General features: G+C 45.0%; 13 protein-coding genes and 1 pseudogene. 3 read left to right on the top strand and 11 right to left on the bottom strand.

The genetic code is table 11. The features are described 5' to 3' along the window. Positions 1–7: 7 nt before the first annotated feature. The 11 genes and pseudogenes from dapA to P3L47_RS16070 all read right to left on the bottom strand — a co-directional run. Complete coding sequence (gene dapA, locus P3L47_RS16120; RefSeq protein WP_277781466.1) at positions 8–901, bottom strand: 4-hydroxy-tetrahydrodipicolinate synthase; 894 nt, start codon at positions 899–901, stop codon at positions 8–10. 124 nt (positions 902–1,025) lie between these two features. Continuing rightward, complete coding sequence (locus tag P3L47_RS16115; protein ID WP_122359841.1) at positions 1,026–1,547, bottom strand: DUF6913 domain-containing protein; 522 nt, start codon at positions 1,545–1,547, stop codon at positions 1,026–1,028. Beyond that, the gene (gene ligA, locus P3L47_RS16110) at positions 1,544–3,541 is read right to left on the bottom strand and encodes an NAD-dependent DNA ligase LigA (RefSeq protein WP_277781465.1); all 1,998 of its coding nucleotides are present in this window, start codon (positions 3,539–3,541) and stop codon (positions 1,544–1,546) included. The genes P3L47_RS16115 and ligA overlap by 4 nt, the downstream gene beginning before the upstream one ends. An 84-nt stretch (positions 3,542–3,625) precedes the next feature. After that, positions 3,626–4,585: a PCMD domain-containing protein gene (locus tag P3L47_RS16105; protein WP_427910518.1), complete on the bottom strand. Its 960-nt coding sequence runs from the start codon at positions 4,583–4,585 to the stop codon at positions 3,626–3,628. Between the two features lie 47 nt (positions 4,586–4,632). Further along, a complete protein-coding gene (locus P3L47_RS16100) occupies positions 4,633–5,736 on the bottom strand; it encodes a cholesterol-responsive sulfotransferase (protein WP_122359838.1) in 1,104 nt (367 codons plus the stop codon). A gap of 3 nt (positions 5,737–5,739) precedes the next feature. Further along, positions 5,740–7,203 (bottom strand): sulfate adenylyltransferase subunit CysN, encoded by a 1,464-nt coding sequence (gene cysN, locus P3L47_RS16095; protein ID WP_122359837.1) that lies wholly within the window; start codon positions 7,201–7,203, stop codon positions 5,740–5,742. Positions 7,204–7,212: 9 nt separating this feature from the next. After that, positions 7,213–8,124, bottom strand: coding sequence for a sulfate adenylyltransferase subunit CysD (cysD, locus tag P3L47_RS16090; protein ID WP_199715384.1), 912 nt, complete (start codon positions 8,122–8,124; stop codon positions 7,213–7,215). A 15-nt stretch (positions 8,125–8,139) separates the two neighbouring features. Beyond that, entirely contained in the window at positions 8,140–8,745 is a 606-nt protein-coding gene (gene cysC / locus P3L47_RS16085; protein ID WP_122359836.1) for an adenylyl-sulfate kinase, read from the bottom strand. A 50-nt stretch (positions 8,746–8,795) separates the two neighbouring features. Beyond that, complete coding sequence (locus P3L47_RS16080) at positions 8,796–10,349, bottom strand: SLC13 family permease (RefSeq protein ID WP_277781464.1); 1,554 nt, start codon at positions 10,347–10,349, stop codon at positions 8,796–8,798. Between the two features lie 106 nt (positions 10,350–10,455). After that, a complete protein-coding gene (gene cysQ, locus P3L47_RS16075) occupies positions 10,456–11,280 on the bottom strand; it encodes a 3'(2'),5'-bisphosphate nucleotidase CysQ (protein ID WP_122359834.1) in 825 nt (274 codons plus the stop codon). Between the two features lie 106 nt (positions 11,281–11,386). Further along, positions 11,387–11,557 (bottom strand): annotated as a pseudogene (locus P3L47_RS16070) (DUF362 domain-containing protein); the annotation flags it as partial. Positions 11,558–12,055: 498 nt separating this feature from the next. Here P3L47_RS16070 and P3L47_RS16065 point away from each other — a divergent pair. The 3 genes from P3L47_RS16065 to glyA all read left to right on the top strand — a co-directional run bounded on the left by P3L47_RS16065 (position 12,056) and on the right by glyA (position 15,853). Beyond that, a complete protein-coding gene (locus tag P3L47_RS16065; protein ID WP_277781463.1) occupies positions 12,056–13,252 on the top strand; it encodes a DUF4272 domain-containing protein in 1,197 nt (398 codons plus the stop codon). A gap of 35 nt (positions 13,253–13,287) precedes the next feature. Then, positions 13,288–14,349: a Gfo/Idh/MocA family oxidoreductase gene (locus P3L47_RS16060; RefSeq protein ID WP_277781462.1), complete on the top strand. Its 1,062-nt coding sequence runs from the start codon at positions 13,288–13,290 to the stop codon at positions 14,347–14,349. A gap of 223 nt (positions 14,350–14,572) precedes the next feature. Beyond that, the gene (gene glyA, locus P3L47_RS16055; RefSeq protein ID WP_277781461.1) at positions 14,573–15,853 is read left to right on the top strand and encodes a serine hydroxymethyltransferase; all 1,281 of its coding nucleotides are present in this window, start codon (positions 14,573–14,575) and stop codon (positions 15,851–15,853) included. The last annotated feature ends 36 nt before the right edge of the window (positions 15,854–15,889 follow it).

Raw genomic sequence — 15,889 nt, 5'->3', positions numbered from 1 at the left:
TAAATGATCAGCATTTGATGCTCAACTGGCGCAACACATCACGGATCTTCTCGAAAGTCGTGATACGTGTCGGCACCAATGGCAAACGCAATTTGTTTTCAATGAATCCCATGGCATTCAACATACTCTTCGCTCCTGCCGGATTACCATCCACAAACAACAGCTCGAACAATTCGGTGAAACCATGATGAATTTTACGGGCATTGTCGTAATCGCCAGCCAAAGCCAGACGTACCATACGGCTGAATTCACGTGGGAAAGCATTACCGATAACAGAAATAACACCGATAGCCCCCAATGTGATCAACGGGAAGGTGATGCCATCGTCACCTGAAATAACATTAAAGTTTGCAGGCTTATTCTTGATGATATCGTCCATCTGCGTGATATTTCCGGAAGCTTCTTTCACCGCAACTACATTCTTGAATTCACGTGCAATACGAAGTGTTGTTGCAGCACTCATATTGACGCCCGTTCTTCCCGGTACGTTATATAATACGATCGGAAGTTTGGTTGCTTCGGCAATCGCCTTATAATGCTGGTAGATACCTTCCTGTGAAGGTTTATTATAATAAGGCACGACAGACAAAATCGCGTCGATACCATCGAAGTTATCGTTCTTTAATTTATCAACGATCGTACGGGTACAGTTTCCGCCCACGCCTAAAACAATGGGGATACGTCCATTTACCTTCGTCACAATAAGATCGACAATTTTCTTTTTTTCTTCTTCAGTGAGGGTTGGAGTTTCTGCGGTAGTTCCTAATACTACCAAATAATCTGTTCCGTTCTGCAACTGGTAATCAACCAGTTTGCCTAACGCATCATAATCCACACTTTCGTCTTCTTTAAAGGGAGTGATCAAAGCCACACCCATTCCTTTCAAATTTATGTCTGCCATAATTTTTAATTGACAATTGATAATTGACAATTGATAATTGGAAAGAAAGGACATATCTTCATTGTCAATTGTCCATTGTTCATTGTCAATTATCAATTGGCACTGCAAAAATAACGAAATTATATCATTTGGAGCGGATTGTTTGCAAATAAAATAAGATATGTCCGAATATATGCTTTATATCAGCGTTTTCTGTCACAGAAATAGTGAGATCGTACAAATCGAGCTCACTACTCCTTGCCCCGACTTTAAAAGTACCGGGATGCTTCAGCAATAAGTATTGCATGACATAATTACCTCCACGTGTAAGGTCGATAAGTATATCGGCGTCACAGGCACAGAACTTTTTCAGTATAGCATCCTGGGGTATATACCACATATCCAAATCCGTCTTAGCGTGTACAACCATGTAGGACGGATTCACTTCAGGAACCGTATCGCCGGATACATACGTACAAACATTGATATTCTTATGCATCATACGCAATGTTTCAAGACAAGGCTCGACGACGCTGCTATCCCCGGCATCGAACAAAACCAGAATATGGCGGGCATCCTTCAAAGTGCAGAAATGACTCTGACGCTTCCCGGCCTGTCCAGCCAGTTCCTTTACTTTTTTACGGATAAAATGGTTCGTCAATCTCATTCTGCCAACATATTTAAGAATTCATCCTCGTTGATAATCTTTACTCCCAGCTTAGCTGCCTTTTCCAGTTTCGCCGGCCCCATATTATCCCCGGCAAGGATATAATCCGTTTTACCGGAAACAGAACCACTGTTCTTTCCGCCATGCTGTTCGATCATAGCTTTATATTCGTCGCGCGAATGCTGAGAGAAGGTTCCACTGATCACGATCGTCAGTCCCTTCAATTTGTCAGAACGGTTCGCCAAGACTTCTTCCGCCACAGCCATCTGTAATCCGGCCACTTGCAGGCGGGCAACCAATATACGATTGTCTTCATCGGCAAAATAATCGACCACACTGCGTGCGATACGTTCACCGATCTCGTCCACCTCCGTCAGTGCCTCCAACGAAGCATCCTTCAATTGCTCCATCGAATGAAAAGCCGAAGCCAGACGTTTAGCCACCGTCTCACCGACATAACGAATGCCCAATCCGAACAATACACGTTCAAAAGGAACCTGTTTGGATTCTTCCAGGCTTGCCATCAAATTACGGGCACTCTTCTCCGCCCAACGTTCCAGGCTCAACAGGTCTTCCGTCTTCAGTGTATACAAGTCTGCAACATTCCTGACCAGACCTGCTTCAAACAAGTCCTCTACTGTCTCGGGGCCCATATTTATATTCATCGCCCGACGAGTAACGAAATGTTCGATACGCCCTTTTATCTGTGGAGGACAGCCGGATTCGTTCGGACAGTAGTGCGCCGCTTCCCCTTCGGGGCGATACAAAAGCGTACCGCATTCCGGACAAGTCTTGATGAAAGTGACCTTCGCACCCAGTAACATCGAACGGGAATCGACATCGACCCCCACGATCTTCGGGATGATCTCCCCTCCTTTTTCCACATATACATTATCGCCCAGATGCAAATCCAGTCCTTCTATGATATCCGCATTATGCAAAGAAGCTCGTTTCACGGTCGTTCCGGCAAGCAATACAGGCTCCAGATTGGCAACCGGCGTAACCGCCCCTGTTCGTCCTACCTGGAAAGAGACAAAATTCAGACGGGTTACCGCCCGCTCCGCCTGGAATTTATAAGCGATCGCCCAGCGCGGACTCTTAGCTGTGAAGCCCAGGTTCTTCTGCTGGCGAAGTGAGTTTACTTTCAGTACGATACCGTCCGTTGCTACCGGCAGGTTCTTCCGTTCCACATCCCAATAAGCGATATAGTCGAAGATATCCTGCAAGCTGTTACATTTACGGATCACATCCGGTATTTTGAATCCCCAGGTACGGGCAATCTGCAAGTTCTCATAATGCCCGTCGGCAGGGAGGTTCTCACCCAGCAAATAATAGAAATAGGCATCCAGCTTACGTGAAGCCACGATAGCCGGATTCTGCTGTTTCAATGTACCGGAAGCGGCATTACGCGGGTTGGCGAAGAGTGGTTCTTCCTGTTCTTCACGCTCCTTATTCAGGCGGTCGAACTCCGCCCACGGAAGTAATATCTCTCCGCGGAGTTCAAAGTTAGCCGGATAATTTTCCCCGCGTAACTTCAAAGGGACCGAACGGATCGTCTTTACATTTGCCGTCACATCATCCCCCCGGGTTCCGTCGCCACGGGTAACGGCACGAACCAGGCGTCCGTCTTCATAGATCAGAGAGATGGAAGTACCGTCATATTTCAGTTCGGCAACAATCTCAAAAGGCTCGTTCAAAGCACGTTCTGTCCGCTCATAGAAATCACGTATCTCTTCTTCAGAATAGGTGTTCCCCAAAGAAAGCATCGGATATTGGTGTACGACCTGCTCGAATTCTTTCGACAAGTCGCTTCCTACCCGTTGCGTAGGTGAATGCGGATCGGCAAATTCAGGATGGGCTTCCTCCAATGCCTGTAATTCTTTCATCTTCTCATCAAACTCACGGTCTGATATAGTCGGTGCGGAAAGTACATAATAATTGTAATTATGTTGCTCCAGCTCATCACGAAGTGCTTTAATCTTTGCCTCAATCATTTCAATTGACAATTGATAATTGACAATTGACAATGGAAGTACTGACAAATAATTGTCAATTGTCCATTATCAATTGTCAATTTGTTAATATATTAGTTTTACATTATCAATCCAAAACGTATTACCCGGAGAACCGATATAGGCACCACCGTGGCTGGAAGTGAACTGCAGAACCATATGAGTAGGTTCTTCATCTTCTTCCGCCCAGCCGATCTCCTGAATCGGGACACTTTTCCCCTGGCTGTTCATCGTATAACGTTCTTCAACCTGTATGCGCATGTACGGTTCGAAATCAGGATGGGAAGAGATATTTCCATACATGATCGGATAAGTGGCATCGTTCACCCAGCCGTCTGTCGATGAGATATAACGCTGCACCATGGTTCCGACACGTTTGGCATATACATTTCCTTCCTTATCTTCCCAGCGTTTCTGCAAAAACAGAATGGCTGCAATAGAATCCTGCCCTGCCACTTTCGACTTACGGCTGAATCCCGTACTACGGATACGATCCTTTTCCGGTGCCGACTTGACCTTGTAGTCAAAACGGATCGCTTTCGGCTTTTTCGTAAAAGGAACGCCGCTGTTCAACATGCTCTGCGGATTCTTTGTCCCTTTGATCGGCTCATGCACCGTACCAAGAAAAACAGAACCGGCTGCAACGACTTCGATATCGACCAGGCCGAACACTTTCACACTTTCCATACGTGTCTCCAAACGAGCACACCAGCCGTCGTCCCTCTTTTCAGGGAAAACAGAAGTGTTCGTCTTTACAACTCCGGCTACTTTCGCCATCACATTGGAGTTTGCCCAAGGTGAGCCTCCCTTGTTATGATAAGCGATATTACCGACGATCGTATCTGTCGGTCCCAGTTCGTAAAGGTGTTTTTTGTTACCTCCGATGATCCCGGATTCCTGGATCTCACGGACAACCCATTGATCCATATCGCCAAACGCAAAAGGGACTACCTTTTCTTGTCCGGCCATCGTGGATAGCTGACTGCCCGCAAACAAAAATAATAATATATTCTTTATAGGACTCATACCGTTACCTTCTTTTTAATTGTCAATTGTTAATTATCAATTGACAATTATAATGAATACCCCCACTCTTTCAGAGCCATTCCCCAGTTCTCTTCCACGATCTTCACCGTACGGTCGTCGTATTTGTACTGGTTCTTCTTATATCCCTTCTTCTTACCCAGATATTTTCCGATTTCGTCCTTAGACGCTTCAAAACCCGGCAGGTTTAATTTACGGTAAATATCTTCGGTCATGGCATAAGCATCCTGTTCGAAATCCTCGAATTTGACTTCTACCAGGTTACCTTCAGGGATCAGCCCTTTCTGTTCTTCAAATTTGTAGAACAAGCGGCGGTATACTTCGATAAGATTGCTTTCAATCTGTTCATTAGTGATATCCTGCAAACGAAGCGGCTGTATCGTATTTGTAAAGAAACTGCGTGTACTTTCAAATACGGTATAAGGATTGCGCTTCAAATAAATAAATTTGGCATTCGGAAACATCTCCAGCAACGTCTTTACACGTCCGGTATGCGGCGGGTTCTTACTCAGGAACTGTGAACCGTGCGTATTCCAAAGCGAGATCTTGACAAGTTTCAGGAATGTTTCCTTGAATATTTTCAATTCTTCTTCCGTAGCATTGTCAAACAAGAGGTAGCGGTCGCAATACTCCAGCATATGCTTTGGGAAAAACCAAAAATTATAATACGTATACGGCATCATATTCGCCAGAGCAAACTCCTCTTCCTGCGGAAGGTCGACCTTCAACTCCATATTGTCGGTCGGGCGTTTGTCGGGCATCAAGAATGACATATTCTTCTTGAAGAAAGGTTGCCCCCAAAGCATCAGATTTGGAAATACCGTCTGATAGGTGGTATTGTAGCCGAAATGCTTGTCACACGAAAATACGTTGTGTACAAATGTCGTACCGCTACGCCAATGGCCCAGGATGAATACCGGGTCCATTTCCAGCGGCTTGTCCGCGATCTTACGATAACGGGCATCTTCAAAAGGTTGCAGTAAACTAAGCAGACGGCATACCGATTTTGTCAGATAATACTTGTTGCGAAAACCTTTGTCGATCGTTTTATCGGCTGTCACAGCCTTGAACGTTTTCCAGTCCGCACCAACCAGCGTATTGATTGGCAATTTATCAAATTCCAGCAACCCCATACATTATTTCTTTTCAGTTATACATTTCACAGGAACACCCTGGCGCTCCAATTCTTTACATATCGTACGAATCGCACCGTAATGCTCTTCACCTATTCCGAGTTCAGGCAGGTTCAGCACTGCCAGTGCATCTTCCGTTACCATATCTTTCGCATCCACCCGGTCGATGATCATTCCGACAGCCGACGTGTTATTGGTGATCGGGTCGATCAGGATGAATGCACCTGTCTGTTTATTCTTTTGGTAAGGGTCGAAGAACAAGGGTTTTCCGGTAGTGAATACAACGCGGGCAATCTCATTCAGTTTCATCGGCAAATTGTCAATTGTCAATTGTCCATTATCAATTGATAACTGCTCCATCGTATTGACATTTACCTTATAACGGATACTGTCTACACGCGCACGCGTCAGGTTTGTCGTATGTTTGATATAAAACTGTTTGGACATATCCATCGCTTCTTCATCCATCCATACGAGCATGGCTTCGAAGTTACGGTCTTCCATCGGCAGATTGTCCGGATGTACCAGCATCTCGCCGCGGGACACGTCTATCTCGTCTTCCAGGGTAATGGTCACGCACTGGGGCGGGAATGCATAATCCAGTTCTCCGTCATATGTCACAATGCTTTTTACTTTGGAGGTCTTGCGTGAAGGCAAAGCCATTACCGTATCACCTTTACGGATGATGCCGCTGGATACTTTACCACAGAAGCCACGGAAGTCCAAGTTCGGGCGCAATACGTACTGCACCGGATAACGGAAATCCTCAAAGTTGCGATCCTGGTCGATAGGCACTGTTTCCAGGAAATCCAGCAAGGAAGGACCATCGTACCACGGGGTACGGTCGCTCTTGTCCACGACATTATCACCGTCCAAAGCGGAAAGCGGGATATAAGTGATATCTGGAATATTCAGTGAAGAGACAAATTCTTTATAATCGGATACGATCTTATCGAATATCTGTTTGTCGAAATCAACCAGGTCCATTTTGTTTACTGCCAGCACGACATGCTTGATACCCAACAGCGACACCAGGTATGTATGGCGACGTGTCTGTGTGATCACACCGGTACGGGCATCCACCAGGATAATAGCCAGGTTGGCAGTCGAACCGCCGGTGATCATGTTGCGGGTATATTGTTCATGTCCCGGAGTATCGGCAATGATAAACTTACGGTTGTTTGTACTGAAATAACGGTAAGCCACATCGATCGTGATACCCTGTTCGCGTTCCGCTTTCAGACCATCCAGCAATAAAGCATAATCGATATGATCGCCGGCATTTCCCATACGTTTGCTGTCACGTTCAAGTGCATCCAGCTGATCTTCGTACAACTTTTTACTGTCAAACAGCAGACGTCCGATCAAAGTCGATTTACCGTCGTCTACCGAACCTGCCGTCAGGAAACGAAGCAAATCCTTCTGCTCGTCCCTGTCCAGGAATTCTTTTATATTTAATGTTGCCATAATTTCAAATTAAAAATATCCTTCTCTTTTCTTTTGTTCCATGCTGGCATCCTGGTCGAAGTCGATCACACGGGTCGTGCGTTCGCTCTTAGTGGTTGTCATCATCTCTTCCACGATCTTCTCAATCGTATCGGCTTCGCTATCCACAGCACCTGTCAGCGGCCAGCAGCCCAATGTACGGAAACGTACCATACGCATCTTGATCTGATCGCGATACTGTTCCGGCAGACGGTCGTCGTCAGCCATAATCAGATTGCCGTCAAGCTCGACGATAGGACGTTCTTTTGCATAATACAACGGAACGATCGGAATATTTTCGAGACGGATATATTGCCAGATATCCAGTTCGGTCCAGTTGGAAAGCGGGAATACGCGGATACTTTCCCCTTTATGTACGCGGGCGTTGTAGATATCCCACAACTCCGGACGCTGATTCTTAGGGTCCCACTGGTGGAACTTGTCACGGAAAGAGTAGATACGTTCTTTCGCACGGCTCTTTTCTTCGTCACGACGGGCACCACCGAAAGCGGCATCGAACTTGTATTTGTCGAGGGCATGTAATAAAGCCTGTGTCTTCATCAAGTCGGTATGCACTTTACTTCCATGCGTAAAAGGCCCGACACCAGCGTGAAAGGCCTCCATATTGGACTCGACGATCAGGTTCCAGCCGAACTTTTTCGCGTATTCATCACGGAACTGTACCATCTCCTTGAACTTCCATTTGGAGTCGATATGCATCAAAGGAAACGGCACTTTCCCCGGAGCAAAGGCTTTCTCTGCCAACCGGACCATCACCGACGAATCTTTACCGATAGAATAAAGCATCACAGGATTCTCAAATTCAGCAGCAACCTCCCGTATGATATGGATGGATTCTGCTTCCAACTCCTGTAGATGGCTTAATTTGTAATCTGACATAATTATATTTGTTATTATTTATATTTTTACTTTGGGTAATATCAACCCCAACAACCTATTGACGGACTCTTCCAGGCTCAACACCGATGTATCCAACGATAATGCCGGATGCTCCGGAGCTTCGAACGGGGCTGAAACGCCTGTAAAGTCTTTGATCTCTCCCTTACGGGCTTTTGCATACAATCCTTTCACATCGCGTCGTTCACATTCTTCGATCGGTGTGTTTACATAGATTTCCAGGAAATTTTCTTTTCCGATAATAGACGAAGCCATCTCCCTCAACTCGTTGTTCGGACTGATAAAAGCCGCTATGGTTATAACACCGGTATCGATAAATAGTTTGCTTACCTCTGCAATGCGGCGGATATTCTCGACACGGTCTGCCGGTGAGAATCCTAAATTATTATTGATACCGCTGCGGATATTATCTCCGTCCAAAATACGGCATAACAAGCCACGCTGATGCAACTCACGCTCCAACGCTATGGCAATCGTACTTTTACCCGAACCGCTAAGCCCGGTAAACCATACCATCACACTCCGTTGTTTCAATAAAGTTTCCTTATCTTCCCGTCCCATCATCCGATCGAAAATCGGATAAATGTTATTTTGTTTTTCTTCCATGTTAATTGTCCATCTTAATTGTCAATTGTCAATTATCCATTGTCAATTCATTAGAATTTCCAGATCATTGGTATTACGAACACAGATATCAGGAATGTGATCAGGTTCAACGGCAATCCGATGCGGACAAAGTCGGTGAACTTATAACTACCGATACCCTGCACGATCAGATTGGTCTGATAACCGATCGGCGAACTGAAACTGGCCGATGCAGCCATACAGATCACTACAAAGAAAGGGGTCGGATTGACTCCCAGCTGGGTAGCGACCGACAGTGCGATCGGAAAACTCAAAGCAGCTGCCGCATTGTTCGTGATCAGTTCTGTGAATATATTCGTAATGATAAAGATAATGGCAAGTAAAGCATAAGGTCCGAAGTTATCCGCCATACTGATAATATAGCTGGCAACCAACGATGCAAAGCCGGAATTCTCCATCGCTTTACTGATGGCAAAAGCGCAGGCAATGGTGATCAGTATATCCCACGAGATGTATTTCGTATACTTTTTAGGTGGGAATATCTTTGTCCAGGCCATAACGATCGTGGTGATACAAACAAAGAAGAACATATCCAACCTCATATTCGGAATAGCTTCCTTCACTGCAGGCAACTCACCGATTGTCGCGCCGACGATCATAAAGATCAGCAAGCCTAAAGCCAGCCAGCGTTTCTTTTTCGATACCGGCTCCGTATTCTCGCTACCGTTTGCCAGCATCAGGAAGACACTCGATTCTCCCCAGGTAGGTATAAACGTATCGTCTGCCCATAAAACCAATGTATCTCCTTCGTGCAAGGTTACTTTATCGAGATCGTGGGTAAAGCGTTCTCCCCCACTTTTTACCTCTTTCACAATTGCACCGTAATGGCGGGTAAAGTTAAATTCTCCCAATGTTTTATTAATACCCGGAAAGCGGGAACCTAACACAGCTTCCACACGATGCAGGTTACCCGGGCTGCCTTCCTCTTCTTCATCCACATGATTATCCTGGCGGGAATCGGGTAATAACTTATTGGAAAAAGCAAACAGGTATAATATACCGGCTATAGCAATAAAAATTCCGACTTTTCCCAGTTCAAACATGGTAAAGCCCTCATAACCGGCGTCTATCACCATGCCATGAACAACCAGGTTGGTAGATGTTCCGATCAACGTACAAATACCTCCCAATATGGTTACATAAGAAAGAGGAATAAGGAATTTTGTTGCCGGAAGTTTTACAGACTCCGCCCACCGCTTAATGATCGGGGCGAAAATAACGACAACAGGCGTATTATTAAGAAACGCAGACACGAATGCTATAGGAGGAAGCATACGGACCTGCGCTTTCAGAACAGTTGTTTTACTTTCCGGAAGAAGCTTTTTGATCAGCTGCCCCAAGGCCCCGCTCTGGCGAACACCTTCACTCACCAAAAAGAGCATGGCAACCGTTATCATTCCTTTATTACTAAAGCCCTCCAGCATCTCTTTAGGAGTCAATATACCAGCAACAAGGAATAATACTACAACGGAAAGTAGTATCATTCCCGGTCGCATCCTGTCCCATATTAACGCAGCCACCATTCCGGCCAGGGCCAGCAATACAAATAATATTTCGTAGTTCATACGTACCTAATCTGTCTAAATTTCTCAGATAAGGTGCAAATGTAATAAGAAAATTAACGTTATTCGTACCTAAAAGTTCTATTTTTAGTCCTTTTGACCAAAATAATCAGCAAATGGAAGAAAGGGCTTTAACTATAAACCACGGGTTGTGCAAATCTTCCTTATTGTATTTCAAAGGCGTTCGGCCATCTATATGAAATACATCACATCCCGCGCCTCTGGCTATAGCATGACCGGCTGCCGTATCCCATTCCATCGTCGGAGCGAAACGGGGATAAATATCCGCACTTCCTTCCGCTACCAGGCATATTTTCAGACTGCTGCCGCTACTGATCAACGTAACAGGCTGTCCTTGTTTCCGCAGATTTTCGATAAAATCCGTCGTCTCCGAGCTCTGATGTGAACGGGAGGCAACAACGACAACTCCCTGATGTGCCATGGAAACAGGCAGACGATTGGCCTTTTGCATGATCTCATCCATAGAGGGCTGATGATCACAATCCGCAACCAGTTTATATGCGCCCAACGAATCAGCAGAGAAATATAATTCTTTGCGTACCGGAACGTAAATAACACCCAAAACGGGTACCCCCTTCTGGATCAAAGCAATATTCACAGTAAACTCACCGTTTTTCTTTATAAATTCCTTGGTACCATCCAACGGATCGACCAACCAGAATGTCTCCCAAGAAGAACGTTCGGCATAAGGAATATCTTTTCCTTCCTCGCTCAATATCGGATACGGGGTTACGGAAAGAACATTCACGATCAGTTTATGAGCGGCTTTGTCTGCTTTTGTCAACGGAGAATTATCAGCTTTACGTTCAATTTCAAAATCAGATGCAGGGTCTGTATAAATATCCATGATAGCTTTCCCGGCATCTATCGCTGCCCGGATAGCAATGTAAAGATAGTTCGAATAGTTCATCATCACTCATATCTATTAAGTTTGTAATAATACAAATATAATGTTTTTTTCGAACAAAGCATTTAAGAAAGCTATTTTATTTCAAACGCTACAAACTATTCACGTATTCTCAGGCATCCAGCAGGACCAAATTGTATTTCTGGCTACCGACACCTATTGCCTCTGCATGCTCAAGGGTATGGATACCGTGTCGCGACTCCATCCGTTCGATCAAGTGCTTGCGTCCTTCGTCCGGCGAGTTATATACCATATCCACACAGGCTTTATCCAATGCGACCGGGTATCTGTATTCCTACTTTTAACTTGTACCTATATTACATATATTTTTACCCAAATCACTGTTTTACTCTAATTCTTCGAATAACACAATAAACATCTATAAACCAGCGTTTAATACATCAAGAAAGTAATTATTAACTTTAAACATATAAGGAATCCTAACGCAAGATAATAGATATACTCTTGATTATTTTTGCCGGCAAATAGTTAAAGAGTAAACCTCTTTCAAAAATAAACAACAAAAGGGACAACCCTTTTTATTACTAACTATAAACCGAGTCAACCCTTTTTATTGATTAGACAGAAAGTAGTCAACTAAAATCGTTAAACTACACCTTGAAAGTGTTTCATTATAATGAAACAATAAATTCACCCCATCTCTACCACCCGATAAACTTAAATAAAGACACAATAGCAACACTACAAAATACCTTTATTTTATTATTTTTGTACAAGAGAATCATCATCCGGCTATCAAACGGATATAAACAACAAAATAATGGAAAAAGCAAACATCACGTTATACACAGTAATCGGCAATCCAGACCGTATCGTAACCTCTATCCGGGATCGGTTCAAAGAGATGACAAAAGAGCTTACATCAGAAAACGGAGCTATCATCCTGACACTTGCAGACGACTCTAACATCACTTTCAACATCAGCCATCAACAGGATAAACCGGACTTTATCGCATCGCATACAGCCGGCATGGCCAACTATTTCGCTTCCGCCCAGACACCATTGGTCGAACTGAAAGAAAATGTGCTGCGTCAAATCCGCGTATTCAACTGTATAACAGGTATTATATTCGAAGTCGATGATAACGAAGACCGGACGAACTATATCATCAATTGCCTTTTCGCCGTCGCCAACGATGTGAACGGCTTCCTGCTCTATCCTAGCATGCAGATATATACGAAAGAGGGGAAACTACTGTTCTCTATCCAGGGCGAAAGCCAACTGACGGAGTTTATCCCGATCGGCAACGCAGACCTGTTGGATGCAAACCGCCCGGAAGAGGCTCCGGCTGATGTGGAAAGACGTTTACGTTCTATAGCACTCCTTGAAGCAAGAAATATTCCTTATATGGAACATTTACACAGCGAGGCGCTGGAAAGCGAAGTTAAACTGAGAAGCCGCGAAGAAATGGTGAAGCGGGCGGCGGCATTATTCGCCGTTGCGGTTTATTCGGAAGTGATGTTATCGGAAGACTCCGACCGGGAAGCAGCACGCTCCTATTTTAATAAAATGGATGAATTATACGGAGTAAAATCATATATTACACCCCATGAAGCAGCATATATCAATAACCCGGAACCGGAAGAGCAAGAATGTATACAGTTTGGATGGCGATATGAATGTTGTGGCGTACTGCTTTGGGCGGCTGGTGTGGTAGACGATCTGTCTTATCCTTCCACTATCATCGACGTCCCCGTCCTTGCTGCCATCTTCTGGCAACATAAAGGGATCGGCAATTTATTGTCCAAAGGATTCGCACGTCCTAAATCAGAGATCCTGGATGCCGCCGATATTACATTACGTTACGACTGGGCTTGCGTCGAAGCACGTATTCACGGGAAAGAAGCTCCTGCCTCACTCAACGGAGGAGTCGTTATGGAGCGCCATTATGCTTTCAACTGGATCATTGGCGCTAATAACGGAGCCGACTGGGATCATATCCAGCCAAACACATAAAAAGGAAGATTCTAACAATACATATAAGAAATTCTATGGATAAAATAAAAACGGGATTGGCTGCCTACGGAATGTCAGGACAGGTATTTCATGCACCGTTTATCAGCACGAATCCCCATTTCGAATTAACCGCTATCACAGAACGCAGTAAAAATCTGGCTAGGGAACGTTATCCTGATGCACGTACTGTCCGGAGTTTTGACGAACTGGTCGATATGACTGATCTAGAGCTGATCGTAGTCAACACACCCGACAGTTCTCATTATGAATATGCCCGTCGCGCACTCGAAGCCGGCAAACATGTGATCGTAGAAAAGCCGTTTACACAAACTGTAGAAGAGGCTAACGAGCTGGTTGCCCTTGCAGACCGGAAGGGACTGACATTAAGCGTCTACCAGAACAGACGCTGGGACAGCGATTTCCTAACAGTCAAAGAGGTATTAGAGAAAAAGTTATTGGGACGCTTGGTCGAGTTCGAATCGACTTTCCCCCGTTTCCGCAACTTCATCAAACAGGGGACCTGGAAAGAAACAGGCGAAGCGGGAGGCGGAATAACTTACAATCTGGGGGCACACGTAATAGATCAAGCTGTACAGTTGTTCGGCATGCCGGAAGCTGTTTTTGCCGATATTGCTATTTTACGCGACAATGGCCTGGTGGACGATTATTTTATAATTCACCTGCTCAAACCATCGAAAGTACCGGAAGTGAAGATCACATTGAAAGCCAGCTATCTGATGTGTGAACGTGAACCGCGGTTCATGCTGCACGGGACAGAGGGTTCATTTGTCAAATATGGTCTCGACAGACAGGAAGCCGACCTAACAAACGGACTGATGCCTGACGCACCTTATTGGGGAGAAGAAGATCCTGAAATCTGGGGACTGCTTCACACTGAGAAGAATGGTGTGGATGTACGGGAGAAATATCCGAGTATTCCGGGTAATTATGATGCTTTCTACGAAAACATTTTCCAGCACATCCGCAATGGAGAAACTTTGCTGAGTGATGCCCGTGGAGTAATAAACGTAATACGCCTGATCGAAGCAGCGTGGGAAAGCAGCCGGTCAGGAAAAGTTATAAATCTGAATCCGTAACAAAAGCTCGTTTTACCATTACACTTCGTCGACCCGTACAACCCGTCACGTACTCGTAAAACAGCCCTTGTTTCCTTTGAATATAACTTGCTCATTATTTCCATCTTATAATTATATTTTGATAACAAAATAGCTATATATACAGATATTTATCGTAAATTTGCAACGATTCTCTCTAAAATAGCAAGTAGAGAGCTCATTGCAATAACCAATTTTACATGTAATGAAACAAGACAAGATCATTTTCGACATCATTGAGAAAGAACATCAGCGCCAATTGAAAGGAATCGAGCTGATTGCTTCTGAAAACTTTGTGAGCGACCAGGTGATGCAAGCCATGGGTAGCTGTCTGACCAACAAATACGCCGAAGGCTATCCCGGCAAGCGCTATTATGGTGGTTGTGAGGTAGTAGACCAAAGCGAGACCATTGCTATCGAACGGTTGAAACAAATCTTCAATGCTGAATGGGCTAACGTTCAACCTCACTCAGGTGCACAGGCTAACGCTGCTGTATTCCTGGCAGTCCTTAACCCCGGGGACACATTCCTCGGCTTAAATCTGGCTCACGGCGGCCACCTTTCCCATGGTTCTCCAGTAAATAGTTCAGGTATCTTATATAGAGCAACAGAATATAACGTAAAAGAAGAAACAGGACGTGTCGACTACGACCAGATGGAAGAAGTGGCACTTCGCGAAAAACCGAAACTGATCGTCGGTGGCGGTTCTGCTTATTCCCGCGAATGGGACTACAAGCGCATGCGTGAGATTGCAGACAAAGTAGGCGCTTTGCTGATGATCGACATGGCTCACCCGGCCGGTTTAATCGCTGCCGGCTTGCTGAACAACCCGTTGGAATATGCTCACATCGTAACCTCTACGACACATAAGACATTGCGTGGTCCGCGTGGCGGTATCATTCTTCTGGGTAAAGATTTCGAAAACCCATGGGGAAAGAAAACTCCCAAAGGCGAGATCAAGAAAATGTCTCAACTATTGGATTCCGCGGTATTCCCGGGTATCCAGGGAGGTCCGCTGGAACATGTGATTGCTGCTAAAGCCGTTGCTTTCGGTGAAGCACTGGAGCCGGAATACAAAACTTATCAGGCTCAGGTAAAAGCCAACGCTGCTGCAATGGCAAAGGCATTCATCGACAAAGGATATAAGATTATTTCAGATGGTACCGACAACCACAGCATGCTGATCGACCTGCGTAAAAAGTTCCCTGAACTGACAGGAAAAGTAGCAGAAAAAGCATTGGTTGCTGCAGATATCACTGTAAACAAGAACATGGTTCCGTTTGACAGCCGTTCTGCTTTCCAGACTTCAGGTATCCGCGTTGGTACTCCAGCTATCACGACTCGTGGTGCCAAGGAGCCGTTAATGGCTGAAATTGTAGAATTGATCGACACAGTTCTTTCTGCACCGGAGTGTGATAAAACAATCACTGCTGTTCGCGAAAAAGTAAACAGCATCATGAAAGAATATCCTATCTTCGCATGGTAAAACACAATGTATAGGAGTTGCGTTCACTCGCACTCC

It is taken from the genome of Parabacteroides chongii (assembly GCF_029581355.1).
Lineage (GTDB): Bacteria > Bacteroidota > Bacteroidia > Bacteroidales > Tannerellaceae > Parabacteroides > Parabacteroides chongii.
The sequence above is the reverse complement of the archived record's forward strand: the minus strand, read 5'-3'. Positions and strand labels throughout refer to the sequence as shown.